This is a genomic window from Dyadobacter sp. BE31, from assembly GCF_031457695.1.
Lineage (GTDB): Bacteria > Bacteroidota > Bacteroidia > Cytophagales > Spirosomataceae > Dyadobacter.
On the sequence record NZ_JAVDXA010000005.1, the window covers coordinates 219,948 to 246,928 of the forward strand.

At 51.5% G+C, this 26,981-nt stretch carries 23 protein-coding genes; 8 read left to right on the top strand and 15 right to left on the bottom strand.

Annotated elements, in window-relative coordinates; all coding sequences use genetic code 11:
* The first annotated feature begins 63 nt into the window (after nt 1–63).
* Entirely contained in the window at nt 64–540 is a 477-nt protein-coding gene (locus tag J2Y43_RS24200) for a DUF4293 domain-containing protein (RefSeq protein WP_309988449.1), read from the top strand.
* 48 nt (nt 541–588) lie between these two features.
* On the opposite strand, the gene J2Y43_RS24205 is transcribed toward J2Y43_RS24200, so the two are convergent.
* Complete coding sequence (locus J2Y43_RS24205; RefSeq protein WP_309988446.1) at nt 589–1,563, bottom strand: KpsF/GutQ family sugar-phosphate isomerase; 975 nt, start codon at nt 1,561–1,563, stop codon at nt 589–591.
* A 93-nt stretch (nt 1,564–1,656) separates the two neighbouring features.
* On the opposite strand from J2Y43_RS24205, the gene recQ reads away from it, so the two are divergent.
* From recQ to lhgO, 5 genes are all read left to right on the top strand, one after another.
* Nucleotides 1,657–3,870 carry a DNA helicase RecQ gene (gene recQ / locus J2Y43_RS24210; protein ID WP_291201110.1) on the top strand — a complete coding sequence of 738 codons (2,214 nt, stop codon included), beginning with the start codon at nt 1,657–1,659 and terminating at the stop codon, nt 3,868–3,870.
* Between the two features lie 55 nt (nt 3,871–3,925).
* Nucleotides 3,926–5,215, top strand: a complete 1,290-nt coding sequence (gene purD, locus J2Y43_RS24215) for a phosphoribosylamine--glycine ligase (protein ID WP_309988442.1) — start codon at nt 3,926–3,928, stop codon at nt 5,213–5,215.
* A gap of 117 nt (nt 5,216–5,332) precedes the next feature.
* Entirely contained in the window at nt 5,333–6,856 is a 1,524-nt protein-coding gene (locus tag J2Y43_RS24220) for a regulatory iron-sulfur-containing complex subunit RicT (RefSeq protein ID WP_309988438.1), read from the top strand.
* Nucleotides 6,857–6,925: 69 nt separating this feature from the next.
* Nucleotides 6,926–8,143: an anhydro-N-acetylmuramic acid kinase gene (locus tag J2Y43_RS24225; protein ID WP_309988435.1), complete on the top strand. Its 1,218-nt coding sequence runs from the start codon at nt 6,926–6,928 to the stop codon at nt 8,141–8,143.
* Between the two features lie 23 nt (nt 8,144–8,166).
* Nucleotides 8,167–9,366 carry an L-2-hydroxyglutarate oxidase gene (lhgO, locus tag J2Y43_RS24230; RefSeq protein WP_309988433.1) on the top strand — a complete coding sequence of 400 codons (1,200 nt, stop codon included), beginning with the start codon at nt 8,167–8,169 and terminating at the stop codon, nt 9,364–9,366.
* A gap of 123 nt (nt 9,367–9,489) precedes the next feature.
* Here lhgO and J2Y43_RS24235 read toward each other — a convergent pair whose 3' ends face one another.
* The 3 genes from J2Y43_RS24235 to J2Y43_RS24245 all read right to left on the bottom strand — a co-directional run bounded on the left by J2Y43_RS24235 (nt 9,490) and on the right by J2Y43_RS24245 (nt 14,768).
* Nucleotides 9,490–11,139 carry an amino acid permease gene (locus J2Y43_RS24235; protein ID WP_309988431.1) on the bottom strand — a complete coding sequence of 550 codons (1,650 nt, stop codon included), beginning with the start codon at nt 11,137–11,139 and terminating at the stop codon, nt 9,490–9,492.
* A gap of 123 nt (nt 11,140–11,262) precedes the next feature.
* Nucleotides 11,263–14,250 carry a protein translocase subunit SecDF gene (gene secDF / locus J2Y43_RS24240; RefSeq protein ID WP_309988428.1) on the bottom strand — a complete coding sequence of 996 codons (2,988 nt, stop codon included), beginning with the start codon at nt 14,248–14,250 and terminating at the stop codon, nt 11,263–11,265.
* A 125-nt stretch (nt 14,251–14,375) separates the two neighbouring features.
* Complete coding sequence (locus J2Y43_RS24245) at nt 14,376–14,768, bottom strand: hypothetical protein (protein WP_309988425.1); 393 nt, start codon at nt 14,766–14,768, stop codon at nt 14,376–14,378.
* Between the two features lie 210 nt (nt 14,769–14,978).
* Here J2Y43_RS24245 and J2Y43_RS24250 point away from each other — a divergent pair, with 210 nt between their 5' ends.
* A complete protein-coding gene (locus J2Y43_RS24250) occupies nt 14,979–16,214 on the top strand; it encodes a hypothetical protein (RefSeq protein ID WP_309988423.1) in 1,236 nt (411 codons plus the stop codon).
* 32 nt (nt 16,215–16,246) lie between these two features.
* Here J2Y43_RS24250 and J2Y43_RS24255 read toward each other — a convergent pair whose 3' ends face one another.
* From J2Y43_RS24255 to J2Y43_RS24265, 3 genes are all read right to left on the bottom strand, one after another.
* Complete coding sequence (locus tag J2Y43_RS24255; RefSeq protein ID WP_309988420.1) at nt 16,247–17,146, bottom strand: type VI secretion system baseplate subunit TssG; 900 nt, start codon at nt 17,144–17,146, stop codon at nt 16,247–16,249.
* An 86-nt stretch (nt 17,147–17,232) separates the two neighbouring features.
* Nucleotides 17,233–19,074, bottom strand: coding sequence for a type VI secretion system baseplate subunit TssF (locus J2Y43_RS24260; protein WP_309988417.1), 1,842 nt, complete (start codon nt 19,072–19,074; stop codon nt 17,233–17,235).
* Between the two features lies 1 nt (nt 19,075).
* Nucleotides 19,076–19,504, bottom strand: a complete 429-nt coding sequence (locus J2Y43_RS24265; RefSeq protein WP_309988414.1) for a GPW/gp25 family protein — start codon at nt 19,502–19,504, stop codon at nt 19,076–19,078.
* Between the two features lie 78 nt (nt 19,505–19,582).
* On the opposite strand from J2Y43_RS24265, the gene J2Y43_RS24270 reads away from it, so the two are divergent.
* A complete protein-coding gene (locus J2Y43_RS24270) occupies nt 19,583–20,350 on the top strand; it encodes a TssN family type VI secretion system protein (protein ID WP_309988411.1) in 768 nt (255 codons plus the stop codon).
* Nucleotides 20,351–20,400: 50 nt separating this feature from the next.
* Here J2Y43_RS24270 and tssD (J2Y43_RS24275) read toward each other — a convergent pair whose 3' ends face one another.
* The 8 genes from tssD (J2Y43_RS24275) to J2Y43_RS24310 form a co-directional block, all read right to left on the bottom strand.
* A complete protein-coding gene (gene tssD / locus J2Y43_RS24275; protein ID WP_106595708.1) occupies nt 20,401–20,817 on the bottom strand; it encodes a type VI secretion system tube protein TssD in 417 nt (138 codons plus the stop codon).
* Nucleotides 20,818–20,864: 47 nt separating this feature from the next.
* On the bottom strand, nt 20,865–22,703 hold the full coding sequence (locus tag J2Y43_RS24280; RefSeq protein ID WP_309988406.1) for a phage baseplate assembly protein V: 1,839 nt from the start codon (nt 22,701–22,703) through the stop codon (nt 20,865–20,867).
* Nucleotides 22,704–23,204, bottom strand: a complete 501-nt coding sequence (gene tssD / locus J2Y43_RS24285; protein ID WP_309988403.1) for a type VI secretion system tube protein TssD — start codon at nt 23,202–23,204, stop codon at nt 22,704–22,706. It lies immediately after the preceding gene.
* A 2-nt stretch (nt 23,205–23,206) separates the two neighbouring features.
* Nucleotides 23,207–23,614, bottom strand: a complete 408-nt coding sequence (gene tssD, locus J2Y43_RS24290) for a type VI secretion system tube protein TssD (RefSeq protein WP_309988399.1) — start codon at nt 23,612–23,614, stop codon at nt 23,207–23,209.
* An 84-nt stretch (nt 23,615–23,698) separates the two neighbouring features.
* Nucleotides 23,699–25,066 (bottom strand): DUF5458 family protein, encoded by a 1,368-nt coding sequence (locus tag J2Y43_RS24295; protein WP_309988395.1) that lies wholly within the window; start codon nt 25,064–25,066, stop codon nt 23,699–23,701.
* 62 nt (nt 25,067–25,128) lie between these two features.
* Nucleotides 25,129–25,578 carry a hypothetical protein gene (locus tag J2Y43_RS24300; protein WP_309988393.1) on the bottom strand — a complete coding sequence of 150 codons (450 nt, stop codon included), beginning with the start codon at nt 25,576–25,578 and terminating at the stop codon, nt 25,129–25,131.
* Between the two features lie 32 nt (nt 25,579–25,610).
* A complete protein-coding gene (locus J2Y43_RS24305) occupies nt 25,611–25,910 on the bottom strand; it encodes a PAAR domain-containing protein (RefSeq protein WP_309988390.1) in 300 nt (99 codons plus the stop codon).
* Between the two features lie 66 nt (nt 25,911–25,976).
* On the bottom strand, nt 25,977–26,978 hold the full coding sequence (locus J2Y43_RS24310; protein WP_309988387.1) for a hypothetical protein: 1,002 nt from the start codon (nt 26,976–26,978) through the stop codon (nt 25,977–25,979).
* Nucleotides 26,979–26,981 lie beyond the last annotated feature (3 nt).

Below are 26,981 nucleotides of genomic sequence, written 5' to 3' on the forward strand. Positions count from 1 at the left end.
GGCAAATGGCGTCTTTGCCTAAATTTGCCATTCAATTTGAAAAAGAACAACTCTTAAAAAAGCATGTTACAACGTATTCAAACTATCTTCCTGGCTATGGTCGTCATTGGAATGGGTATTTTCCTCGCCTTCCCGATCTGGTCCAAAGTAGCATTAGCGGGAGGACAAAGTGCCGATCTGACGGCCCTGAGGCTGCACCACCAGATCAACGAAGTACAATCCAATGTTCAGCCGGTATATTACCTCGTCGCGCTGGCCATTCTCACAGCCGGTGTGGCTGCCTATGCGATCTTCCAGTTCAAAAACCGCATTCTGCAATCGGCATTGTGCGCGGTGAACTCCATATTGATGACCGTTACGATGGGTCTGGTGATCTATTTCACTTTTTACAAAACAGCCAAGCTTTTCGATCCTGAACTGACCGGCAAATATGATATCGGTTTCTACGGACTCGTGGGCGCCATGCTCGCAAATGTGTTTGCGAATCGCTTCATCCGCAAGGACGAGCGGGAAGTGCAGCAGTCCAAGCGCTTCAGATAGGCAGCACCGTAACCCAGGCCTTGAGGCCTGGGTTGGCAAGGGCCTGGGCTATACCAACCCCTCCCGCAGCAGATCGTGCAAATGCACGAAACCCAGCGCTTTACCTTCTTCCACCACTACTACTTGGGTAATGCTTTTGGACTGCATTACCTCCAGAGCATTCACCGCATATTCATCCGGCGAAACCGTAATCGGAGATTGGGTCATAATATCCTTTGCGTGCAAGTCCAGCAAGCTTGCCGCGCCGTAAGTTTTCAGCATTCTGCGTAAATCTCCATCGGTAATAATACCCGCCATCAGGCCATTTTCACTCACTACCGCCGTCGCTCCGAGCCGTTTTGAAGTCATTTCGAGAATTACCTCCTGCAAAGTAGCCTGCTCGTTCACAGTCGGCAATGCATTATGCGGGTAAATGTCGCAGACTTTGAGGTAAAGCCGCTTGCCCAATGATCCGCCGGGATGGTACCGGGCGAAATCGTCGTGTGTGAAGCCGCGCGCTTCGAGCAGGCATATCGCGAGCGCGTCGCCGAGCGCCATGGTTACGGATGTGCTCGTTGTAGGCGCGAGGTTGAGCGGGTCTGCCTCTGCGGGCGCATGTGCGTGAAGCGTGAGAATGCAGTTTTTGGCCAGGTAGGAGTCCTTGTTGCTCACCATGGCGATCATCTGCACGCCGGTACGTTTCAGCAGGGGCACAAGTACTTTGATCTCCGGCGTATCGCCGCTTTTGGAGATCACAATCACCACGTCGTTGTCCTGGATCATGCCCAAATCGCCGTGAATGGCGTCGGCCGCGTGCATAAATAATGCCGGTGTGCCCGTGGAGTTCAGGGTGGCTACAATCTTCTGTCCTACAATGGCGCTTTTACCCACGCCAGAGACCACAACGCGCCCTCCGGAGTGTAAAATGGCATATACGCATTTTTCAAATTCATCGTCAATCAATTCAATCAGATTACGTACAGCTTCTGCTTCCTGACGTAATACTTCTTTTGCGGTTGACTGAATATTTTTTATTAATTTCAAATCTGAAACACAGTTTAGAGAGACAAAAACGTCATTATTTATTTCAAAGCGCAAAGATAGGGAAGTTTGGAATAACCATTTTGTGAACAGAGTATGGTACAGCAGGTTGATAAAGTCGTAACAGACACATTAAAAGGGAAGCTTAAAGAAATATTTGGATACAGTCAATTCCGCGGAGATCAGGAAGTTATCATACAAAATATACTTTTAGGTAAAAATACATTCGTCATTATGCCTACGGGCGCAGGTAAGTCTCTCTGCTACCAGCTTCCTGCCCTTGTCAGCGACGGACTGACGATCGTGATTTCCCCGCTGATCGCCTTGATGAAAAACCAGGTCGACCAGCTTACTGCGTTCGGTATCAATGCTCAATTCCTGAATTCAACGCTTACCAAAGCCGAAATGACACGCGTCAAAACCGACGCGCTCGACGGAAGCCTCAAACTACTTTACATTGCCCCTGAATCGCTCACCAAAGAAGATAATCTCGATTTTCTCAAAAAAGTAAAGATCTCGTTCGTAGCCATCGACGAGGCCCACTGTATTTCGGAATGGGGCCACGATTTTCGCCCCGAATACCGCCGCATTTACGGCATTATCGAGAATATCGGCAAACTGCCCATCATTGCGCTCACGGCCACTGCCACTCCGAAAGTGCAGCAGGATATCCGTAAAAACCTGCAAATGGAAGAGGCCGAGACGTTTAAATCTTCTTTTAACCGCAAAAACCTTTATTACGAAATCCGTCCGAAGAAGGACATTAAGAAGCAGCTTATCCGCTATATCCGAAACAACAAGGGCAAATCGGGCATTGTGTACTGCCTGAGCCGTAAAACGGTGGAGGAAGTCGCGGAGCTTTTGAATGTCAACGACGTACGTGCATTACCGTATCACGCGGGCCTCGACGCCAATACGCGCATGGCGAACCAGGACGCGTTCCTGAACGAGGAGTGCGATGTGATCGTGGCGACGATCGCATTCGGAATGGGTATCGACAAGCCGGATGTGCGCTTCGTGATCCACTACGATGTGCCGAAGTCACTTGAAGGCTATTACCAGGAAACGGGCCGCGCAGGCCGCGACGGGCTGGAAGGCAACTGCCTGATGTTTTACAGCTACGACGATATTCAGAAGCTCGAAAAGTTCAACAAGGACAAAACCGTTACCGAGCGCGACAATGCACGCCATTTGCTGAACGAAATGGTGGCGTACTCGACATTGGGCGTGTGCCGGCGGCGGCAGCTGCTGAGCTATTTCGGCGAGTATCTCGAAAAAGATTGCGGGTACTGCGACAACTGTAACAAGCCCACGGAGAAGATCAAGGTACAGGAGGACGTGATTTTGATCCTCAAATCGGTAGCGCTGACCGAGCAGCGTTTCGACGCCGACCATATCGCCGATTTGCTCACCGCCACCGACAACCAGTACGTAAAAAGCTACGAGCACGACCAGCTGGAAGTTTTTGGCAAGGGATTGGAACTGAATGAGTCGCGTGATTACTGGGTGTCGGCCATTCGCCAGCTTGTGATCCTGAACTACCTCGAAAAGGACATTGAGAATTACGGAGTGATCAGGCTGGGCGAAAAAGGTGCCAAATACCTGAACGATCCTTACCCAATCACACTTCAGAAGGACCACAACTTTGATGAAGAGGAAGTGAAACCAGAGGACGACGATAAGGAAGCCGTGAACGGAAATGGCAGCGCGCATGCTTACGACGAGGCATTGCTCGGAATGCTGAAAGCCCTGCGTAAAAAGGTGGCGAAGGAGAAAAACCTGCCGCCGTATGTGATCTTCCAGGATCCTTCGATGGAAGAAATGGCCACTACTTATCCTACCACCCAGCAGGAAATGGCGCAGATTAACGGCGTCGGAATGGGTAAGGTGCAGAAGTTCGGCCGGCCGTTTATCGAACTCATTTCACGATACGTGGAAGAAAACGAGATCGAGACGGCGAAAGATGTGGTGATCAAATCCACGGTTAACAAATCCAAAATCAAGATTTTCATCATCCAGCAGGTCGACAGGAAGGTAAGTCTGGACGAGATTGCCGAAGTGAAGGACCTCGCATTGGCCGATGTGATCGAAGAAGTGGAACACATTTGCTACTCCGGTACGAAGCTCAACCTGGACTATTACATCAACCAGGTGATCGACCGCGAGCGACAGCAGGATATTTACGATTATTTTATGACCGCCGAAACCGACAATATCGCCACCGCGCTGAACGAATTCGAGGGCGAGGAGGTCAGTGAAGAAGAATTGCGCCTGATGCGGATCAAGTTTTTGTCGGAACTAGCCAACTAGCACCCCCGGAGTACTTGCCGGACAATCAGTATTTTTTGAATTTTTAAAACCAGTTATGAACATACTCATCTTGGGATCGGGCGGAAGAGAACACGCTTTTGCCTGGAAAATAGCCCAAAGCCCTCTTTGCGATACCTTATTTATGGCTCCCGGAAACGCCGGAACAGCAGGCATAGCAACGAACCTATCCATTTCTTACAACGATTTTGACTCCATTGCCAACGCGGTAATTGAAAATAACATCGAACTCGTGATCGTAGGTCCCGAAGAACCGCTGGTAAATGGGGTTGTAGATTATTTCAATGCACGGGAAGACCTTTCGAAAGTGCGGATTATCGGCCCTGACAAAGCCGGTGCGCAACTCGAAGGAAGTAAAGACTTCTCGAAGCAGTTTATGGATAAATACGGCATTCCAACCGCCGCTTCGCGCACATTTACTGCCGAAGACCTGGAAGTAGGACTGGAATACCTCGAAAACCATTCGCTGCCGATCGTGCTCAAAGCCGATGGCCTCGCTGCCGGCAAAGGCGTGATCATCGCGGAAAAGCATTCCGACGCCGTACAGGCGTTCCGCGAAATGCTGCTGGACGGCAAATTCGGTAAGGCGGGTAACAAAGTTGTGATCGAACAATTCCTGAAAGGGATAGAATTGTCGGTTTTTGTGCTTACTGATGGTGAGCATTACAAAATCCTCCCGGAAGCGAAGGATTACAAGCGTATCGGCGAGAACGATACGGGCCTGAACACGGGTGGAATGGGGGCGGTGTCGCCCGTCGTGTTTGCGGACGCGAACTTTATCCGAAAGGTAGAGGAAAAGGTGGTGAAACCTACATTGCACGGTCTTCAAAGCGAAGGAATCAAATATGTAGGCTTTATCTTCATCGGTCTGATGAACATCAAAGGCGAGCCTTATGTGATTGAATACAACGTCCGGATGGGCGATCCCGAAACCGAAGTAGTAGTCCCGCGTATCCAGTCGGATTTTGCGATGCTCATGGCATCGACGGCCAAAGGTACCCTGCAAGATTTCGATTTGCAGATCTCACCGCAGGTAGCCGTAACGACGGTAGTGGTGTCGGGCGGCTATCCCGAAGACTACGAAAAAGGGAAGGTAATTTCGGGGACAGACAAAGTGGAGGATGTACATGTGTTCCATGCAGGTACCACTTTTAATGCAAACGCCGAGGTCGTGACGAACGGAGGACGGGTAATGGCCCTTACAGGCCTGGCCAATTCCCTCGAAAACGCAGTGCACAAGTCACAGCGGGCTGCGCAGGCAGTGCAATACGAAGGAAAGTATTTCCGGCACGATATTGGCGTGGATTTAATTCGTTATAACGATTGATGAAGCGGAGTAATTATGGGATGTGGATCATGTTCATCCGGGGGTTGCGGTACTAACGGTACGGCCGTCGCCGGATGTGGAAGTAAAGGAAGCTGCGGAACTGGCGGATGCAATAAAATGAATGTTTTCGATTGGCTCAGTCACATGGACGTGCCGGCGGGACAGCGTTTTGATGTAGTTGAAGTCAAGTTCAAAGGAGGCAGAAAGGAATATTTCCGGAATATAAATCAGCTGGAATTCATCACAGGCGATTATGTGGTGTGTGAAATGGCTTCCGGCCAGCATATTGGAACGGTATCGTTGCAGGGGGAACTCGTGCGCCTTCAGATGAAGCGCAAGAATGTCCAGATCAACGACGACCTGCACGTGATCTACCGCATCGCGACGGAAAAAGATCTCGACAAGTTCACGCAGGCGATGGCGCGCGAAATGCCCACGCTCTACCGTACGCGCGAGATTATCCGGGAAATGAAGCTCAATATGAAGCTTTCGGACGTGGAATACCAGTCGGATAATACCAAAACGACATTCTACTATTCGTCGGAAGAGCGGGTGGATTTCCGGGAACTGATCAAAATGCTGGCTTCGGAGTTCAAAGTGCGGATCGAAATGCGGCAGATCAGTCTGCGGCAGGAAGCGAGCCGCTTAGGCGGGTTAGGCTCCTGCGGGCGCGAACTTTGCTGCTCGACCTGGCTGACCGATTTCAAGAATATTTCAACTGCTGCGGCGCGTTATCAGAACCTTTCATTGAACCCTGCGAAACTGTCGGGCCAGTGCGGAAGGCTGAAATGCTGCCTGAATTACGAGCTCGAAACGTACATCGATGCATTGCGGGATATCCCGACGGTGGATGCGCCGTTGAAAACCAAGAAAGGCGTAGCCACCTTGCAGAAGACGGATATCTTCAAGAAAATCATGTGGTTCGGGTTTGATAAGGACACGAACTGGTATCCTGTACCGATCGACAAGGTTTTGGAAATCATTGAGTTGAATAAAAAGGATATTATCCCCGAATCACTCGAAATCCTGACACCGGAACCTGAAAAAAGTGCGGACAAGTTGGCGGGCAAGCTCAATAGCGACCTGGAAAACCTCGACAAGAAGTACAGCGACGAGCAAAAGAAAAAGAAAAAGAAGAAGAACCGTTCGGGTAAAAACCGCGGAAATGGCCCTGAAAACAGCGCTGGTGAGAGCGGAGGCAATGAGGCTGGAAACAGCATTACTGCGGAAAATACCGGGAATGCGCCTCAGAATAAAGGGAATAACCAGAACCAGAATCAAGGGCAGCGAAACCGGGGTAATAACCAGGGGAACGAGGCCAGGAACCGCGGTAACAACCCGGGAGAGGAACGTCAGAACAAAGGCAACAACCAAGGAGAAGAGCCTCGTAACAGAGGTAATAACCCGAACGAAGGCCAGCGTAACCGGGCCAATAACAATCCCGGAGGCGAACCGAGAAACAAAGGTAACAACAGTAACCCCGGCGGTGAGCCCCGCAACAAGGGCAATAACGAAGGAGGTAACAGAAATAACAACGAAGGAGGAAACAGGAACAACCGTAACCGTAACAGAGGGCAGAAGCCTTCGGGTGGCGGACCGAAGCCGGAAGGAACGCCGCCGGCAGCGGAAAACAACGGGTAACCGCGTTTCCAACGGATCCTTACGGGCCAGCTCATTCAAAGGCTGGCCCGTTTTTTAGCAATACCATCTGTGAAAGAACACGTTGAAAAGCTTTACGCGCTGAGCCGCAAGCCGTCGCGCAGGATTATCGGGCTGATGTCGGGCACTTCGCTCGACGGGCTGGATGTGGCACTTTGCCGCGCGGAAGGGAGTGGGCCGGAGACGCATTTGAGCGTCGAGCATTTCAAAACGGTGCCTTATGAAGAGGATTTCAGGAATGCCGTGCGGGAGATTTTCGCGAAGAGGCAGATCGATTTTCAGCAACTGGTTTTGCTCAATCCATTCATAGGCCTGCAACACGGTCGGATGATCCTCGAATGCCTGGTTGAATGGGGTGTTAATACTTCGGAAGTAGACCTGATCGCGAGCCACGGGCAAACCGTTTTTCACGCTCCGCAAAAGCAGCACGGCATTGCAGGCTTTCCCAATGCGACCTTGCAAATCGGAGACGGCGACCATATTGCGGTGACAACCGGCATTATCACACTCAGTGATTTCAGGCAAAAACACATTGCGGCAGGCGGCGAAGGCGCGCCGCTGGCGGTGTACGGCGATTATTTTTTGTTTTCCCAAAAAAATGAAAACCGCATTCTGCTGAACATGGGCGGCATTGCCAACTTCACATTCCTGCCCGGGAACCTCGATGCTTCACGGGTTTTCACGACCGATACCGGCCCTGGAAATACGTTGATCGACGCGTTTGCACGCTTGCATTTCGGGAAGCCTTTTGATGAGAATGGGCGCATTGCGGCGAGCGGTGCAGTCGACGAAGCATTGCTGAATGCACTCAAAGACTCGTCGTTTTTTGAACAGCCATTTCCGAAAACCACCGGCCCGGAGGTATTCAGCGTTGATTATGTGCAAAATGCCATGCAGCTCTCGGGGCGCAATGCGGTGAAACCGGAAGATTTGATTGCGACATTAACGCAGTTCAGCGCCGAAACAATTTCGGAGGCGATCCGCAATTCAATGCGAAGCGGCGAAACGAACGCAAAGCAAAACGCCGAAGTATCTGAAGTGTACGCAAGCGGAGGTGGTGCGCATAACCCGGCATTAATGGACGCGATTGGCAGGTTATTGGGCCAAAATATCCGTCTGATCGATGAGCTCGGCGTTGCGGGGGATGCGAAAGAGGCCGTATTGTTTGCCGTTCTCGCGAACGAGGCGGTAGCAGGCGAGGCGGTGTATTTCGGCGAAAAGAAAGGCGTGCCGGGCGTTTCGATGGGGAAAATATCCTTCCCCGGTTAATTAAGGAATTAGTATTAGCATATATGTACGACATTACCATCATAGGCGGCGGCATTGTAGGCCTCGCAACAGCCCTCCGCATTAAGGAGCAGAAACCTGCATTGAAAGTGCTGCTGCTCGAAAAGGAAAATGAAGTAGCCAAACACCAGACCGGCCACAACAGCGGCGTGATCCACTCGGGATTGTACTACAAACCCGGGAGTTTGAAAGCCACAAACTGCATCCGCGGCTACCGGATGCTCATCGATTTCTGCGAGAGGGAAGGCGTTGCGTATGATTTGTGCGGAAAAATAGTGGTGGCCACCACCGAGGAGCAGCGCCCATTGTTGCGTAACCTCTTCGAGCGCGGAAACCAGAACGGCTTGACCCAAAACCGCATGATCTCGGAAGGCGAAATGAAGGAAATCGAGCCGCATGTGAAGGGGTTAGAAGGCATTTGGGTTCCCTACACCGGCATTATCGATTATAAAACGGTTTGTGAAAAATACGCGGAGAGTTTCCGGAAACTGGACGGCGAAGTACATTTCGGTGAAAAAGTGACCGACGTGAAAAACCGCAATACGCACTCGGAAGTGGTAACCGCTACCGGGAAGGTATTCGAAACCAAACTCGTCGTAAACTGCGCCGGGCTCTATTCCGATAAAGTAGCGCAGCTCACGCAGCCCGAGAATATCAACGTCCGCATTATCCCGTTCCGCGGGGAATATTACAAGATCCGGCCGGAGAAGCATTATCTGGTTAAAAACCTCATTTACCCGGTGCCTGATCCTAATTTCCCTTTCCTGGGCGTGCATTTCACGCGTATGATCGAAGGCGGCATCGAGGCGGGGCCGAACGCGGTATTTGCATTCAAAAGAGAAGGTTATAAAAAGCTGGACATTAACGTGCCCGAAATGCTTGAATCGCTCTCTTGGCCGGGCTTTCAGAAAGTAGCGATGAAATACTGGCGCACCGGGTTGGGCGAATATTACCGCTCATTTTCGAAAGCCGCATTTACGAAAGCATTACAAGGCCTCATCCCTGAAATCCAGAGCGACGACCTCATTCCCGGCGGCTCGGGCGTACGCGCACAGGCGTGCGACTACGACGGCGGGTTGCTGGATGATTTCTCGATCATTGAAAACAAAACGGCCATTAACGTCTGCAATGCGCCTTCGCCTGCCGCTACATCATCGCTCTCCATCGGGCAAACGGTTTCGGAGAAAGTGTTGTCAAGATTTTAGTATCGATATAGCCTTAAACAGAAATAGGCCATCCAGTCACGGAATGGCCTATTTTGCTTTGATATATTTTCCTTTTTCCTCTCCTCCGTCCTCCCTGCGCGGGCCGCCCTTTTTTTCTTCTAATTACGCCTTCTTGGTCTGCGTCATACCGAAAGTCACAATGTGAATAGCGGCAAAGATGAGCGAGAAGTAATAGATCCCTGTGTCGGTGCCGTCGGTTTGTACGTGGTGGAAATAGGCTATCGCGGCCAGCAGCACAGCCAGCACGATTCCCACGATTCCAACGGTTTTGCCGCCAGCCACAATGGAAGCCGGCAGTTTGTTCGACAGGAAGCTGTTTTTAATACCATAATACAAATACACGTCGAAACCGATAATCATCCACACGAACAGACGGATCCAGGTATCAAGTGGCAGGAACGCCATCATGAAAAAGCAAGTGAAAATACCGAGGATCGGAACCAATGGCACCAGCGGTGTTTTGAATGCACGCGGTGCGTCCGGCATTTGCTTGCGCATTACGATGATACCGATACAAACGAGGATAAACGCAAACAATGTACCGATGCTGGTCATTTCACCCACGACGCGCGCAGGTACGAATGCCGCGAAAAGGCTCACGAAGACCAGGAACATGGTGTTGTTCTTCACCGGCGTCTGGAATTTCGGGTGTACGGCCGAGAATACGCGTGGCAGCAATCCGTCTTTACTCATGCTGAAAAATACGCGGCTCTGGCCCAAAAGCATTACCAGGATCACGGAAGCATAACCCGCGAGGATCGCCACGATGATTGCGCGGTTCAACCACGGATAGTCGGGGTGGATAGCACCACTGGCATCGGGCGTACCCATGGATTCGATCGCTACGGCAACCGGCGCGATACCGTCCTGGCCTTTGAATGTGGTGTAGTTGGTTACACCCGTCATTACGTGTGCAAAGAGAATATATAGAATGGTGCAGATCACCAATGAGCCGAGGATACCGATCGGCATGTCTTTCTTAGGGTTTTTGGCCTCTTGCGCCGCAGTACTTACAGCGTCGAAACCAATGTAGGCAAAGAACACGATCGCCGCGGCCCGTATGATCCCGCTGAAACCGTATTCACCGAATTTGCCCGTGTTGTCGGGGATATAAGGTACGTAGTTAGATTCGTTGATGTATTTCCAGCCCAGCACGATGAAGATGATCACAACGGCTACTTTCAAGCCTACGATGATACCGTTCACCAATGCACTTTCCTGGGTTCCTTTCATGAGCAGCAAGCTCATCAGGATTACGATGAAAATAGCGGGTAGGTTGATCACACCGCCGTCCCACGGACCAACTGTGAGTGCCGCGGGTAAATGGACGTCAAACCCCTCGCAGAACTTGACTAAATACCGGCTCCAGCTGATACTTACCGTGGCGGCACCTACGGCGTATTCCAATACAAGGTCCCAGCCGATGATCCACGCGATGAACTCGCCCATGGTGGCATAGGAATAGGTGTAGGCACTACCTGCAACCGGGATCATGGAAGCGAATTCGGCATAACAAAGACCGGCAAATGCGCAGCCCAATGCCGCTACGATGAAGGAGATGGTGATAGCAGGGCCGGCCTGGTTGGCAGCCGCTCCACCCGTGATGGAGAATAGACCCGCGCCGATGATCGCACCGATTCCCAGTGCCACAAGGCTTCCCGGGCCCAGCGTGCGTTTCAGCTGGTTACCTTCTCCGGTAGATTCGTGTAATAGTTTTTCAAGTGGTTTTTTAATCCAGAGTTGACTTGCCATATATTAGGTTTGTTGTTGTAGAAATGATGGTCTGATAAAGCTAAAAGAAAATTTGCTAACTACGTATAGACACCAAAGAAAAAGAGGGTAAGTGCAATACTTACCCTCTTTTATTCTTTTATTTTAAGCCTTTGCTTTTTTGGTTGCCGCTGCCGCCGTAGCGTCTGCTGCTACTGCCGGCGCAGGCTCATTCTTCTTTGAACGTTGCAGCAGGTCAACCACGATAGGTGCCGCTACGAAGAGTGAAGAATAAGTACCCACGATTACCCCGAGCAACATACAGAAGGTAAATCCGCGGATAACCGCTCCACCAAAGATCATCAGAACGATCAACACGAGGATTACCGAGATACCGGTTACTGCCGTACGGCTCAAAGTACTGTTCAATGCGTTGTTGATAACGGTCGACAGGTTTTGCCCGCGTGACTTTTCGTCGGCGAGGTAATCACGGATACGGTCATAAATTACGACGGTGTCGTTCATCGAGTAACCGATCATGGTCAGGATCGCACCGATGAATGCCTGGTCGATATCGAGCGACCATGGCAACCAGCCGTTGAACAGCGAGAAGATTGCGAGGATAATCACCACGTCGTGCGCGAGAGAGAATACCGCACCGTACGAGAACGCTACGCGCTTGAATCGGATCAGGATATACACGAAGTTCGCTGCCAATGCAAGCAATACCGCATATACCGCGCTCCAAAGAGTGTCTTTCGCCATAGTAGGACCCACTTTGTTCGAGCTAACGATCTTGGCAGGGTTGTTGGCGATTTTCTTGGTCGCTTCCAGGATTTTCGCTTCCGCTTTCTGATCAGCTTCCGGCGTAACGTCTTCGATGAGGTAAGGAGTCGTGACTTTCACCTGATCCTGTCCTCCGAAAGTTTTCACTTCGGTAGTCGAGCCGAGTACTTCGTCCATGTTGGTACGGAGCGCATCCGCATCCACATTGTTTTCAAAACGAACTACATAAGAACGGCCTCCTTTGAAGTCGATACCCAAACCGAACCCTTTGAAGATGAATGAACCTACACCAATCGCGATAATGATCGCCGAAATGATGTAGAAACGACGGCGCTGCGAAACGAAGTCGAAGTGGTTATCCTGAAACCAGCCTTTGGTTAGCGTATTGGTAAATGCAAAAGTCTTGCCGTTTTTGAGCTTTTGTTCGAGCAACAGGCGGGTAATGAAGATCGCGCTGAAGAGGGAAGTCAAAAGACCCAAAACGAGGGTTGTTGCAAAACCCAATACCAGACCTGTACCGAATGTGTAAAGGATGATACCCGTCAAAAGTGTAGTAACGTTGGAGTCAATAATCGCTGTGAGGGAGTGTTTGAAACCGTCACGGATCGATTGCGCAAATGGCTTTCCTTCCGCCAGCTCGGCCTTGATACTTTCGTAAATCAGTACGTTGGCATCCACCGCCATACCGATCGAGAGTACGATACCCGCGATACCCGAGAGCGTCAGTACAGCTCCGAGAGAAGCCATTACGCCCAAGAGGAAGAACAAGTTGATCAACAATGCGATATCAGCAATCCAGCCAGCCTGGTTGTAGTAGGCCACCATGAATACGAGTACGATCAAAAGACCTACGGCCGAAGACCACAATCCGTCGTTGATCGCCTCAGCGCCGAGAGAAGAACCTACAACTGCTTCTTCCACGATGTGCGTCGGAGCCGGCAGTTTACCTGCTTTCAACACGTTCGCCATATCTTTTGTCTCCTCCACGGTGAAGCTACCGGTGATGGACGAGTTACCGTTAGGGATCTCGCCTTGCACGGTAGGAGCTGTGTAAACCAGGCCGTCGATGATGATCGCTACCGGGCGGCCTACGCTGCGGGCAGTCAGTGAGCGCCATTTGCGGGCACCTTCACCATTCATTTGCATCGTTACTTCCGGACGGCCGCGGTCGTCGTAGTCGTGGTTTGCATTCACGATCACATCACCTTCCATAGCTGCTTCGCCATTGGTTTTCTTGATGAAATACAAAGGCAAAATCAGTTGGTTACCACCTGCTTCGGTTCCTTTGCGGTCCCACATGAACACGAGGTCCGAAGGGAAAAGCGAGCGTACTTCCGGGCGGCGCAGGATTTCGCTGGCGCGCGCAGTGTCTTTCAGGTATACACCAAGGCCTTGCGGCATCGGTACGAACAGGCTGGTCAATGCAGCGCTTTGAGCCGCCAATGCAGCCGAGTCAGTGGCAGTAGAATCTGCTTTTTTCTCCAACTGCGCAGCCAGGCCGCCCTCGGTCGATTTTTTAGTAGTATCGGTAGAAGCAGTTGCAGCTGCACCAGGTGCGGCAGTTTTCTTAGCCGCTTTTTCGATTTCAGCCTGTTGAGTCAGGTAACGACCCAGGCCTTCGAGGCCGGCACCGAGTTCCTGCGTCAGGTATACTTCTGCAAATTCCAGTTTCGCAGCACCGGAAAGGAGGCGGCGAACACGCTCAGGGTTATCCACACCAGGGAGCTCCACCAAAACGCGGTTCTGGCCAGGCAGGCGCTGGATGTTCGGGTTAGTCACCCCGAATTTGTCGATACGTGCCTGGGTGATCTGGAATGCACGGTCGATAGAACCGTCGATTTCCGTTTTCAGCATTTTGATCACGTCCGAATCCGACGAGTTGCTGTTGATCTTGCCGCGGTTGGCGCTGGTAGCAAATACCGACGCGAGGCTGGTGTTCGGAGCAGCTTCTTTATAAGCGCTTACAAAACGGTTGATAAATGTGCTGTTGTTGGCCGACTTATCTTCACCTGCTTTTTTCAATGCATTCTGGAATGCTGCACTGCGGGCATTACCGCCAGCCATTCCTTTAAGGATGTCGGCAGGAGCCACTTCCAATACCACGTGCATACCACCTTGCAAGTCAAGGCCGAGGTTGAGTTCGCGCTCGGTAACTTCCTGCAATGTGTGGCCGAGGTATACCTCTTCGCGCCACAGCGAGTCGATGTAATGCTGTTTTTTGGTCACGTCAACCTCTCCCTTCGCGTCGGTGGCATAGGCGATCGCCTTGCTTTTGAAATTGCGCGACACAAAAGTGAAGGACAGGTTATAGACGCTAATAAGGGCGATGACGATCGTCAACGCGATTATCCCGTTCTTGTTGGTCATTTTGAAATGAAAAATTTAATTGAAATCCTTGAAATACAACTGAAAACAGCCCGGCTGGAAATATAAAACGGCGCAGGCTTTCTGAGAAAATGCGGACATGCGGGCCTGCTGGGCCCGCTCACACATTACGGAGCGTTGGTGACGATAAATCGGCCGAAAACCCGCTGGAAATGAGAAACCAGGTACACCGGCTCGCTGAATATAGTCCGGACGACCAGTTTTTTGGCAACGAAATGCCAGACGGGCTGAGGTAAAAAATAAAGGTATTGATAAAAATCGAAGGAAATGGCGGGCGTAATGACCGCATTCAGGCTCAGCGCGCTTACCTCGGGCTGTTCCGACTGGCCTGATTGCGCATTGGCCTTCTTAGCCAGATCTTTGGCGACCGCCTCGGTCTTAGCTCCCTGAAAAGCGCCCCGATCCGTATGATCCGACCACGACCGCGCTCCCGCCACCGTCAATAACATGACGGCAAGCATTAAGCTGATGGCCTGGTTAATCACTCGTACAGTCTTCACTTTCAGATTCGGGATTTCAATGAAACCGCAAATTTGATTCGAAAAAATCAGAATCGCAAGATAAATTTCCTAGAACCCGATATTACTATTCTGCTAATAACTTGTGTTTTGTGTGTTTTTTTAAGGGAAATGGCCATTTCGGCCGACTTTTCTATAAGCGAATGAAAATCAGACGGGTAAAATGACAGCAAGTTTGCCGTTTTTACATTTTTGCTCTTATCCTTTCATTTTTCCAAAGCTCAAAAGCCATTTGAACCGGGCTACATCGTAATTGCTCCAAATGATACAGTCAGGGGGTACATTGATTACAAGAGCTGGTCACGCAATCCGGAGACCATTAACTTCAAGGCTCTAACAGGCGAGAAAACCGAAACTTACGGGCTTAGCGATATGGAAGGCTTCGGAGTGCATGGAGAAAACTACGTCAAAGCGCATGTAGAGGTAAACATAAGCGCGACCGAAATTGACAATTTAGCCTCCTCACCGGTACCGGAAGTCGTAAAGACAGCCGCCTTTTTGCTGGTGGTGAATAACGGCCCGAAGGGTCTGTTTTACCTGAAAGATAAAGATGGGAAAGTTCAGCTCTACATCAGGGATAAGGATGGGCCTTACCAATTGCTGATCAATCACCGCTATCTCGCTGCCAACGGGCAGGTGGTCAACGTTACCTACTATCGCGAGCAATTGAAAAATTTCTTCGCAGATTGCCCGGGACTCATCGCCGACCAGCGGATGTTGCCCTATTCTCAGCAATCGATAGGCAAAGTCTTCGACCGGTTTTACGAAAAATGTTCCTCTCAAAAGGGAGCTGTTACTTCGTATAAACCTACCGGTTCCTTAATCCAGGTAGGTGTAGTGGCCGGCCTATCGAGCTCGAAACTGAGTTTCGAAGGACCCGTGGTGCCAGAATTGGTGAATGGAGATTTTCCCTTATCCAACAAGGTTTCAGGCGGCGTATTCCTGAATTTTGTGTTCCCGCGGTTGAAACAACGGGCTTCGTTGTATAATGAATTGGTATTTACTTCCTACAAGTCAAGCGTTGTCAGGGAGAGCACCTTTTCGGACGATGGCCTGAGCAAGGTTACGAATACATTCGGTTTTGGCTATATCAAGCTCGTTAACATGGTCAGATACCAAATCCCGATTGGTGGATTTAAATTATTTCTGAACGGAGGGGTAACAAATGGCCAAGCGATTTCTGTAACTAATGAAAGAAAGAAGGAGGATAGGTTTCAGAATTCAGATCCGATTGTAACCAGACAAGAGGCGATAAGTGCGCCCAAAAAATACGAATTCGGTTTTATCTATGGTTTGGGTATCAGCTACAAGAAGTTCGGCTTAGAGGTACGTCAGGAAATCTCAGAGGGGATGTCCCGTTACTATAAATTGACATCGAACGTCAAGCGTAACTACTTCCTGCTATCCTATCGCTTTCTGGAAAAGTAGGTATGGTACCAGCATGGTAAGTTTGTCCGCATCTAAACAGCCATCAGCGTTGCATAACCCAGCGGAATCGACGGCCCGTCATCGGAAGCGAGCGTGAATGCCGATACGCCCGCCGGGAGTGTGAGTGATACCGCAAAATCGTATTCCACGGGGATAAACCAGCCCAGTAGCCAGTTTACCAAGGTGTCGAAGTTCTTGTTGTGCAGGTATTGGTCCAGAGCGGCAGGGTCGGGGACTTCTATGCCGACGTTGATCTGCGGCAGATAGGTATCCAGCTCGCCGCCTAATGCGGTATCTGCGCCAAGCAGGGCGTCGCCCATGCCTGCTTCGGATTCGAAGTGGTATTTCAAGCCGAAAATGGTTTGTATTTCAACGGGCAACCGCAATGCGACCGTCATGATATCAGCGGCTTTTTCGAGATTACCGCGATTTTCGGAGACGAGCGGAAGGAGCGGCAACAGCTGCACGAACACGCTTTCGTCGAGGGAAGGAGGTGCCTGCCAGAATGCTTTCAACTCTTCCAGTAACCCCGACTCCGGCCCAAGTTCCCAGGCGCATTGTTCCAGGCGGGCCAAACTCACGCGGTTAAGAAAGAATTCCTGTTCCAACGGAAGGAAAAACAGCCGGGACTGCTGTTCCTTCTCCCGCTGGAGGCGGATTTCATCGACCTTCTTTTTAGTGGAATTCAAGTTCGTAGACGACGGCAAATGGAATAGCTGCTCGGGCAAATGATCGTAAATACCGCTTCGGTTCGAATCAATTACCTGGCCTTTGAAATTGCCTATTTCCAGCTCCCGCGTGTTTTCGATATCGCGATGACTGCGCCGTTTGAAATCCCCCAGCGGGCGGAAAAGGATCTGCCGGGCAGGAATATCGTTTTCGAGCCATGCACTGGCGATGAATTCGGCTCTAAGATCGGGACGGGGTTCCATTTTTCTGGCGGATGCGGTTAGAATAGTCAGGAGTTGTCAGGGATGGTCAGGAGTTGTCACGGGTTGTGAGAAGTTGTCGGGAAGGGTCAGGAGTTGCCGGGTAGCGTTACTACCTGGATGGGATACATTCCTGTGGAAAGCCGGCTTACTTTCAGTTGCAGGAGCTCGCATTCGCGTGCCCAATCGTCGCTCCCGCGGGCGGGTGAGGCGGGCGTGAGGCCTATCTGCAAACAGCGGACGAAGCCCTGGCCGGGCATTTTACCAGGCATAAAATGCGGCTTCACCTGCACTTTTCGCAGCCGGTCGCCGAGCTCGGCGGTGCAGAATGCCCGCATATCCTCCAACGTTACGAGCCTGTTGCGGGTGACGATGTTCTTCCGGAGCTGGTTCACGTAATCGCCTTCATCGGGGCGGGATTTCCCTCCGGACGAGCGCGTGAGCATGGTAATGTCCGCGCCGCTCACGCCCGAAGCCGCGTACGATTGCAGCCGCGTGCCCGCGGGAATGCCATTGGCCTGCTCGGCGAGCGTGCTCCAATAGGAAATGAAAAGCACGTCGGGGGTTTTATCACCACGAATGACCAGGAATGGCTGAGCGGTGGTTTCACTGGCTTTTTTGGTGCCCAGCTTCTGCTCGATCCGCGCCATATTTTGCGCGATTTCGCGAAGAATGGAGGCCAGGAAATCTTCACCGATCGCATTAAAAGCCGTCACTTCGTCGCGCAGCAGTTCCAGGAGCTGGTACAACACTGCCCGCGCATCGCGCTTGTCGAAACGGCCGATGCCTTGCCTGCGGAGCGTGTACACGCGTACTGCGCCAGCGGGCGCCCCGCCCAATTGCGACGTACCGGCATTGAAAGACGTTTCTTCGTCGGTATAAAGGCTCTTTTCAGATGCAGCATAAGCCTGATTCTTTTGATTAACCACACTTTGAATACCCATAAAAGCGTCGCCGCTGGGCAATGCAATGCCGTTCAGGCCGGTTTGCAGGCGGTAGGTGATTTTGTTTAGCTGCTTGTTCTGCACGGGAAATGCATTTAGCGAAACATTCATTTGTTCAAACCCTGCCGCCGGAAATATGGCCGGCCATGTGATTCGGAGCCATGTCAAAGGCTTTTTCAGTGATTGCAGCGTCCGGGTATCGAACATGCTTTCAAATGCATCGGGATAGGGCTCTGCTTTCAGTTTGCCCTTCTCCCAGGAATCGTCGCTGTTTAAGCGAACGAAGCTGTTGTGGTAGATCAGAATGGAATCGTCTACGGCACTGTCCTGTAAGCCATGCAGGATGGGAAGCGTTTTATTGTTCCATTGCCAGTTCGCCGCTTGCAGGAACTCGCGGTATTGGTATTCTGCGGGGTCTCCTGCCCAGTCGAAATAGAACCGGAAGCCCTCCCAGGAGGTAATGCCCGGCTCGACTTCCAGCCCGAGCCAAATGCTTTGTTCGCCGCCTGGCTGGGGTAATGTTTTGGCTATTAATGTTTTCGCGCCTTTTTCTATGACAAACAGCCCCTGCGGCGTCGCGTATTGCGCAATGGTCGCATTTACTAGCGGGTAGCGGTCCGCCGGGGCGAAATGGACTTCGGTGGTTTCGCCCTTCCGCGCATTGGTACGCTTACCGGTGAGCTGGTTCTCCGGCTCTATCCAGCCCGTAGGTTCCTGCGGGCGCGCCTGTACGATGGCCGTTGCGGGTTGGGGTGCATTATGGGTTTCGGGGGAAAGGATTTCGGCCAGACGCGTCATCAGCCGGAGTTCGGTATGCTCTATTTCCTGCCCTACCTTTTCAAACTCCACCGAACATGCCTCTGCGAGCAGCCGCACCAGCGGGTCGAAATGGTCGGTTTGGGCGTCGTCGATACCCCACAGCTCGGCACAGCGCCTGATCAGCCGGCGGGAGATGTTCTCCTTGGTATAACTTATCGTTTCGGGCATATTATTCGATGGATAAAGGGGATATGAAAATGCGCTCGAAGAACACGAAAGGTTCATTGGTGCGCCGGATGGTAGCTTTGATCTCAATGCCCACGCGTTTGCGGATATAGTTGTTGGTTTTGCTCAAAACCTCAAATTCCTCCATTTCAACCCTGATTTTGACATTGGTAAGCCTCGGTTCGTAGGTACTCACCGCTTCTTCGAGTGATTCGCGGATGAGGTCTTTCCATTTAATCTGCGACAAAACCGAAAAATCATGCTCCCAAAGCGCGCAGCCATAGCGGCTATCGAAACGATTTTCGTCGAAGTGGGTTACCATTAACAGATATAAATGTTGGTGGATGGCTTCTCTGTCAGGACATTTCGGATGCGGCAGGCCGGCTACGATGCGGTCGAGCGCGAGAGGCAAAGAATAGTTTTGATCTTCCATCCGGCGTTTAATAAATTGTGGTTGTATTAATGAAAGTCTGGCTTATTTTTGTTTGTTCACCAACTACGCACGTCCCCGATGAACCTTCCGTTTGTTAAAACTGTCACGCAACGTCTCCAACTATTGTATGCAGTCGTTCTGATAGCCGTGCTGACATTGGTAGGGGCACTGGGTTTCTGGGTGACCGATTACCACGACGCCTATCCGATGGCGATGGCATGTTTTCTGGTTTTGGGCATTCTGCACGTTTACCTGCTTTCACAATGGTTTGATATTCTTTTCGAGAACCGTTCCGCCAGGGCGATCGGTTTTACGCTGCTGATCACGCTGCTGACGGCATTAGTGGTTATTTTTCTCTACCATAAGCTGGCAGATGAGCTTTCAAAAGGCCTGGGTATGGCCACGGCGCTGGTGGGTTTTCTGTTTCCGGTTTTTGTAGTACGGGTTTACCAGAATTACCTCGAAATACCCCTCAAAGAATACAAAAAGTGGTATTATCCCGTGGGCCAGCCATTGCCGGATATGGACCTTCTCGATCTCTCCCGCGTGCTGGTGATTCAGTTTGAGTTTACCAAAAAGGCCGATGAAGCCGCATTTACGAACTTCCGGGCCAAAGCGCCGCATTCAATGCTCTTCGGCGAGCTGTTTTTTATCTTTCTGAACGACTACAACGACCGTAACCCCGGCAGCCCGGTGGAATATCTCGCGCCCGACGGTGCGCCTTACGGCTGGCTTTTTTATAAAAAACAGCCCTGGTACAAACGCCGTGTTTATATGGATCCGGACTTAACATTTCAGGCTAACCACATTGTCGATAATGAGACAATCGTAGCCGTGAGAGCATAGCATTTAAAAATTTTCAGAAGGAGGCGGGCGCATATCCCGCCTCTTTCTGCTTACCAGCGGTTGGTGTGCGGGGTGCCAAACAGTTTGATTTCCCGTGCCGACAGCGTAATGCTGGTGGTCATCGGCATGGAGCCGGTTTCTACGAAGCTTTCTGCATATTGCACGCAGTACACATCGGTGAGTTCGAGCTCCTTTTGAGTCTGCTCTTCGTCTACATTTTTGAAAGTAATCTTTGCGGACGATTTCTTTCCGTCCGGGTCTACCATCCACTCCCAGAGGCTCTTGCTATCGTCGGCGCTGGAAGAGTCAACTTGTATAAAGACATTTCCACCATACACTTTGGAAGAAACACGTCCTTTATCGTCGGTGGATTGCGACAGGGAATAGCTGCATGAGATCACGGCGATGCCGTCGCCCGACGGGCCGCCATCCCAGGTAAAATAAGCGTCAAAACTTGAAGCTGGCATAGTTGTAAGTGTTTAAAAGTGAATGAATTGTTTATGGATATATTGACTTAGTTGAGCATGATCGGGTTACCCTGCACCACAGTGGCGGCACTGGATTTCAGCTCGGCCATAGCGTCTGCTTCGAGGCTGAGCTGCGCTCCCTTCACTTTCGCGGTTGCGGTACCTTCGGCTTCGAACTCGGTGCCGGCTTTGACTTTGGTGTCGGTACCGCTTTCTATTTTAATGTTCTGATCGGCCTTCATAGCGATTTCGCCGGCATGCAAGTCGAATTTCCCGCCCGCACTGACGGTAATGTCCGTGGTAGCCTCGATCTTGATCTCCTTCGATTTGACTTCGACTAACCCGTTTTCGACGTGCAGCCTGATCTGGCCGTCGTCTTTGAATGCGAATTCCAGGAATGTGTCGGTCTTGTTCCGGTTACTGATCTGGATTTTGGCGTCGCCTTCCTTGTCGATGAATATCATCATGTTACCCGAGCGCGTGGCAATCACCTTCACATCGTTGTTTTCGGGTGAATAGTCGATGTCCTCTTCGGGTTTTGGATACAGGCAGGTCATTACGAAAGGATTTTCGGCAAGGTTACCCTCATAGCCCACCATGACCATCGCGCCGATCTCGGGTACGAAATTGATGCCGCGGCCTTCGGCGTTGTGGAGCGTGCCTACCCGCATCCAGTACGATTCCTGGTCCTGCTGGCGGCCCTGTCCCCAGAAAAACTTCACACGTACACGCCCGAGGCTTTCGCTGTCATCGTTGTCAATCACTTCCGCCTGCTCGGTTTCTCCCAGCGGGTTACGCACATACGGGTTGTTAGGCGGGTGCTGCGCCGACTCCGGCACCGCATTGAATGTGTTCTGATAGCTGCCCGCCGTATTGACTTCGTGGCGGATGTGTACTACACGATATTTTCCGAAATTCTCTTCATAGGCCTCCCCGCGCTCGTTGAGGCGTTGCCCTTTAACGGCCAGTACCGTGCCCACACTCATGGTCGGAGTTTCCCCGGAGCCTTTGAAATCAACCATTGAAGTAACCCTTGCCGAGCGCTCCATTTGGGTCAGCTCGTCGATTTCGCCCTGGTTTCCGATAATCTCCGGCGCTGGCAGGAGGGATGTTTGGGCAAAAAGGCTGTCGGATTGTTCCAATGCGAATTCGCTCAGTGCTGTAAGGCCATCCACGTTTTGCGACGACGATTGTCCCGTGAATGTTTCGGGAACGGTGTAGTTGTATCCTTCAAAGGAGAATACCGTTGGTTGAAGCCGGATCGCTACGTCGAAATTCTGTAAGCCGTCGACCAGGAAATCCACTTCTTCCGAGTCGTTGTTGCCCAGCACGAGTTCGCGGCCATTGTAATAGAACCACTCGCAGCAACGATCGGCTACCCGGCAAAGAAACTTGTAATTGCTTTCATTGTATTGTGTAAACGGGACCCGCCGGCTGCCATTTTCGGGATTAAGCTGTTTCCTAAGCAGATTTTGCGGGTACGGTTGCAGTACATTATTGAAAAGGTCCTGAACCGAGGACCGCAGGAACGAGCGCCGTTGCACAGAATCTTCCAGCACGATCGTCGGGCTATATCCTTTCAGCACGAATGCACTGCTCATGTCGCTCAGGCTGCGGAGGCGGATCTCGGTCACAATGCCTTGAAATACGAAGTCGAAGGAATCGGAACCGAGGCGCGGACTGAACGAGAACGTGATTTTCTTGCCCATGACCGCACGGTGCGAGCGGTTGAAGAAATGCTCTCCCTCGTCTTCCAGCTGATCGAACGGTACCAGCAACTCAAACCAGTGATGGGCGAACAAATCCTGCTCGATCACCAGCCCCAGGTGCCGGGTAATCTCGACGCCACCTTCGATTTCAATGCTCGTGTTAACCTGTCGTGCCATTTAACTGCTTATTTCAACCTGACCTATTTTGACTTTCTGAGGCAAGATCACCAACTCGTAAACCAATGCGAGGCTGCTGTCGCGCAGGAAATAGTCCTTGCCACGGTGCTGCGGCAGATAGCCTTTGGTATCCGGCACATGCGCCAGCTTGTGCCCGCGGATCGTCGACTGCTTCGCCCGGAACGACTCCCGAAAACCGACACAATAGGCTTCTTCAAACTCCATTTTGCGCAGGATCTGCGAGTCGTTGTCGTATTTAAACTCCACCTTTCCGCTGAGCTGCCGGTCGTTTTTGAATGCCCAGTCGTAGAGCAATGCGAAATCGTCGTTCTTCGTGGGCGAAATCGTCATGCGTATCAGCCGCGCTTTGGGCGAGTCCGTCGGGCTCCCGCGTTCGTCCGCATTACGATTGCACCCATAGGCGATCTTTTTGACCATAAACTCCTTCCCGTCCAGGGTAAGGTGCGCCTCTACTCCGATACTGGCGTCCTGTTCGGCCATGGCTAAAAATTTTCGAGTTTCGCTTCGTTGATTTCCACGCTGCCGGCGGTTACGGTAATGCAAGTGATAAAATTCTGCAACCGGCTGGAAAGCGCCTTGTCGAGGTCGTCGGTACCGTCGTCAAACATTTCTACGAATTCAATGCAAACAGCCTCCTTGAAACTCAGCGTTTTGAATGAGCCGGTTTCGCCGAATTGTTCCACCGTGAGATCGTATTTCTGCGAAGGCTTGTTGGCCCATTCAACCAAAAAATCATCGAGGACCATTCCCAGCTCCATGTACAAATGCGCCCACTGGATCGGCGAGGTAATGGACATCGCGTCGTCCACCGTCTGATGCAACTCGAATTGCATGAACATGACGCTGTACTCGTGGTCGCCGTCGATTTTTACGGTGGAGCTGAATGGCATGGTTTATGAGCGGATGAGTTTAAAGTTTATGAGTTGATGAGTAAGAGTGCTTGACTCATAAGCTCTCAACTCATGAACTCGCAATCATTGTTGCGCATACTCCGCGGCCCAGGCCGCAGCGTCCAGGTCATCTCCTTTCTGGCCCGTCAGGGCTATCATGAAGTTTTTCGCGGGGAAATAGGGTACCATGTGGATGTCGAGGTAAACCTTGTCCTTCTGGTCCTTATCCTGCTCGAAACGCATGACGCTGAACTTTTCGATGAGCTTGCCGGGCCCGGTAACGCTGTCGAGAAACTTGATGATCTGCTTTTTCAGGTCATTTTTGGTGTTGTAATCGAAGTTTTCGAATGCGCGTCGGTTCAGGAAGTCGATGAGCACTTTGGTGATGTAGTCGAAAACCCGGACTACCGAATAGGTTTGCAAGCCCACATTATCTCCGTTGAAGAGCGTTTTTGCCGAAAACGCCATTACCTTGCTGTACTCGTTCACCATCGGGATCAGCCCCATTTTTTCGAGGTCGGCGATCTCCGATTTTTTCAGCGGGAACCGAACGCCGTCCACTTCGCTGAGCGTACCGTGTTTTTTACCCGCGGCTACCTGCGACATCAGGGTTTTATACACATTACCGGCCAATGCAGTCGATGGCGGGATGTAGAGATCGTCCTCTTCGCCCAGATCATCGTGTTTTGCACGGCCTACCAGCCAGTTGCAGGTCATCATCACATTCGACAAATGTGCCGCGCCGCCGGTCAGGTTAGCCGATTCGAAAAGCTCCATCACGTCTTCGGGTGCATCCAGGTGCATGAAGTCGGTTAATAGCATTACCTTGTTCTTATGCGCCATTTTCGCCCATTTGTCCACTACTTTCCCCGAACCCAGGTAGCCCGGCACATTCAGGATGGAGTAGTTTTCGCGCAAATCGAGGCGGTCGTATTTCGAGGCGAGTTCCTCGCCAACAGCATCGATAAATGTAGTCACATCCAGATCCTGCAACTGATCAGCCGCCGCATTCAGGAATGTGACGTTTTTGACCTTATCCTGCTCCGTGTTTTTGAAAAACATCGCCACCGAGCGGTACGACTGTTCCAGCGGGCGGATTTGCTCCACGGCCTTGCCCAGGTTTTCTTTCAATAATTCAAATGCGGCGTCTGCCTGTTTCTGACCCGCTTCGATCATATCCGGCACGCTTTCCGCGCTGCTCAGCAGCTCCGACCACAATTCCAGGCGCTTTTTCAATTGCTGGCGCTCTTTCTTCTTGTCGGCTTCGGTGAGGAATATCTTTTTCCGGGCCTTCTTCTCGGGGTTAATATTCGCGGCGCCTTCGATGATCGTTTCCACGAGGTCGAAGCTGCCATATTTGGCGAGAAGCGGCAGGCCGGTTTCCAGCGGAACGGCTACGCGTTCTTTGAGCGCCGGTGCGGCTTCTTGGGATGTTTTTGTATCGTCTGCCATGTTCAATTTTGAATGACTGAATGATTGAATGACTGAATGAATTGTGATTGAAACTTCTATCGCTACCCTGCTTCCTCCAACTCGTTAATCAGCGTCTGGAACACGCCGAGCAATGCGGCTTTGGCTTCGGGTTTTTCCAACGCGGCTTTCAGGATTTTGTTCACTTTGAGATGCCTCACTACCTGCTGGTAGGCTTCATTGCGGGCGTCGAGGTCTTGCAGGAATGCGCTTTGAGCGATAATTCCTTTTTTACCAAAATCCCCGAGATTCCTGAACCGCAGGTTCTCATTGATAAAACTGCCGTCGGAAGTGATGAACTCTACTTCCGCCTCGGGCTGATAATGCGCGAAAACTTCTTCGGTGGTTTTGAGATCGTAAACCATTTCCGGCCGCGGCGACGGCTCGCCTGTCAGCTGCGTGGCGAAAAGGGTGCGGTTTTGAGGAATGTCAGCAATCCCTTCACTGGACTGGTCAATCTTGCGTTCATTACCGCCTATTCCGTAGTTGAACATAGTTGTATAGGATTAAGTAAATACTGTTGTTGCTAACCGATCAAAACTGTGGGACAGCCTGCTACGATACTGCCGCCGTGGGCCGTGGCGTCGCCGAGGCGCGCCGCCGGTTTTCCGCCGATGAGTACCGAGGTGGAACCCATTACAATGGAGTCGGGCGGGCCCGTACACAGGCACATATCGCCTGCACAAGCGCCCGGCTGCCCGCCTATAAGCACAGTGGGGGTGCCCGGGGGCAGCACGGGTCCGCCTACATGGGGCACCGGAGGCGTTCCGGGGGTAACCATCGGGCATACGTGCATATCGCCAATTCTTGCTGCGGGTTGGGACATGGTTTTGGGGCTTTCGGCTGTTGGCTGTCGGCGGTCAACCTGGTGAATGTTGTAAATCAGAATACACTACTGCGACAACTGCTTGGCGCGCTTGAAATCGAACAGCGAAGTGAGCGATACGCCGAGGCCGACTGCCGCTGCGCCTACCGAGACGTAAATGCCCGGTTTGGCATAGCTGGTGAGCCCTTCCGGGTTGTCTATCAGCCTTTTGTATTCCTTATAATCTTTATTAAGCATACTGTAAGTCACCGCACCGAACGCGAGCGCTGCCACGCCGGCGCCGAGTTTGATCGCGCCCCATTTGCGGGCGTTGGCGGCTGCTTCGGCATTGGGTTTGTTGAGTTCTTTGAAAACCCGCTCGCCCTCCTTGGCATCCTCCGGCTTAGCAACCGGCGGCCGGTCCGAGGCTTTGCTTACTACCGGCTCTTTTTTGCGTTGGAGCGAATCGTAGGTAGCGGAAGGTTTCGGTGTTACCGGTACAGATTTGGCGCTTTCGGCAGAATTGAATGCAATGCGCGTCAGGAACACGATCCAGTCATTACCCGATTTGTCGGCCCGGAGCTCGGCTACTCTTGCAATGGGCGTGTAGGGGGTATTATCCTTGTTGCTTTTGCCTTTGAACTGCTGGGTGTAAAACACCTTTACAAACGGGTATTTATCGACCTTGACGTCCGAAACGACCAGGCTGGTGAATTCGATCGTATTGGTTTCCGATTTGGTATAAAACAGGTCGAAATTGCTGAGGTACTTTTCAATGGGCGTATCAAGGCCCGGCGCGCTGGATTTGTGTTTCGGGTCTATATCGTCCTCCACAATTACACCGTCGTTGATGAAAATCTGATCGTTGCTCGGCATATAGCTGTTCATCATCAGGTAGCGGCGCTCGTAGTTACTGAGGTCCTCGTTGGCAATCGCATTGAGCAGATCATTGAGGCCTTTCACCTTTTCGCGCGCCAGTACGCGTATCTCGTCCGCATCCCTGCGTGTGAGTGTCTGCGCGTCCACCTGCAAAGCGGCGCCCACAATGCCCAGTGTCAGGAAGGCCACCCGCCATTTAAAACTGTTCATTCC

Bases quoted from the DNA above. Each gene is read 5' to 3' on its own strand.
- J2Y43_RS24200 (WP_309988449.1), top strand. From the start codon at position 64: ATGTTACAACGTATTCAAACTATCTTCCTGGCTATGGTCGTCATTGGA.
- recQ (WP_291201110.1), top strand. From the start codon at position 1,657: ATGGTACAGCAGGTTGATAAAGTCGTAACAGACACATTAAAAGGGAAG.
- purD (WP_309988442.1), top strand. From the start codon at position 3,926: ATGAACATACTCATCTTGGGATCGGGCGGAAGAGAACACGCTTTTGCC.
- J2Y43_RS24220 (WP_309988438.1), top strand. From the start codon at position 5,333: ATGAATGTTTTCGATTGGCTCAGTCACATGGACGTGCCGGCGGGACAG.
- lhgO (WP_309988433.1), top strand. From the start codon at position 8,167: ATGTACGACATTACCATCATAGGCGGCGGCATTGTAGGCCTCGCAACA.
- J2Y43_RS24235 (WP_309988431.1), bottom strand. From the start codon at position 11,139: ATGGCAAGTCAACTCTGGATTAAAAAACCACTTGAAAAACTATTACAC.
- secDF (WP_309988428.1), bottom strand. From the start codon at position 14,250: ATGACCAACAAGAACGGGATAATCGCGTTGACGATCGTCATCGCCCTT.
- J2Y43_RS24255 (WP_309988420.1), bottom strand. From the start codon at position 17,146: ATGGAACCCCGTCCCGATCTTAGAGCCGAATTCATCGCCAGTGCATGG.
- J2Y43_RS24260 (WP_309988417.1), bottom strand. From the start codon at position 19,074: ATGCCCGAAACGATAAGTTATACCAAGGAGAACATCTCCCGCCGGCTG.
- J2Y43_RS24265 (WP_309988414.1), bottom strand. From the start codon at position 19,504: ATGGAAGATCAAAACTATTCTTTGCCTCTCGCGCTCGACCGCATCGTA.
- J2Y43_RS24270 (WP_309988411.1), top strand. From the start codon at position 19,583: ATGAACCTTCCGTTTGTTAAAACTGTCACGCAACGTCTCCAACTATTG.
- tssD (WP_106595708.1), bottom strand. From the start codon at position 20,817: ATGCCAGCTTCAAGTTTTGACGCTTATTTTACCTGGGATGGCGGCCCG.
- J2Y43_RS24280 (WP_309988406.1), bottom strand. From the start codon at position 22,703: ATGGCACGACAGGTTAACACGAGCATTGAAATCGAAGGTGGCGTCGAG.
- tssD (WP_309988403.1), bottom strand. From the start codon at position 23,204: ATGGCCGAACAGGACGCCAGTATCGGAGTAGAGGCGCACCTTACCCTG.
- tssD (WP_309988399.1), bottom strand. From the start codon at position 23,614: ATGCCATTCAGCTCCACCGTAAAAATCGACGGCGACCACGAGTACAGC.
- J2Y43_RS24295 (WP_309988395.1), bottom strand. From the start codon at position 25,066: ATGGCAGACGATACAAAAACATCCCAAGAAGCCGCACCGGCGCTCAAA.
- J2Y43_RS24300 (WP_309988393.1), bottom strand. From the start codon at position 25,578: ATGTTCAACTACGGAATAGGCGGTAATGAACGCAAGATTGACCAGTCC.
- J2Y43_RS24305 (WP_309988390.1), bottom strand. From the start codon at position 25,910: ATGTCCCAACCCGCAGCAAGAATTGGCGATATGCACGTATGCCCGATG.
- J2Y43_RS24310 (WP_309988387.1), bottom strand. From the start codon at position 26,978: ATGAACAGTTTTAAATGGCGGGTGGCCTTCCTGACACTGGGCATTGTG.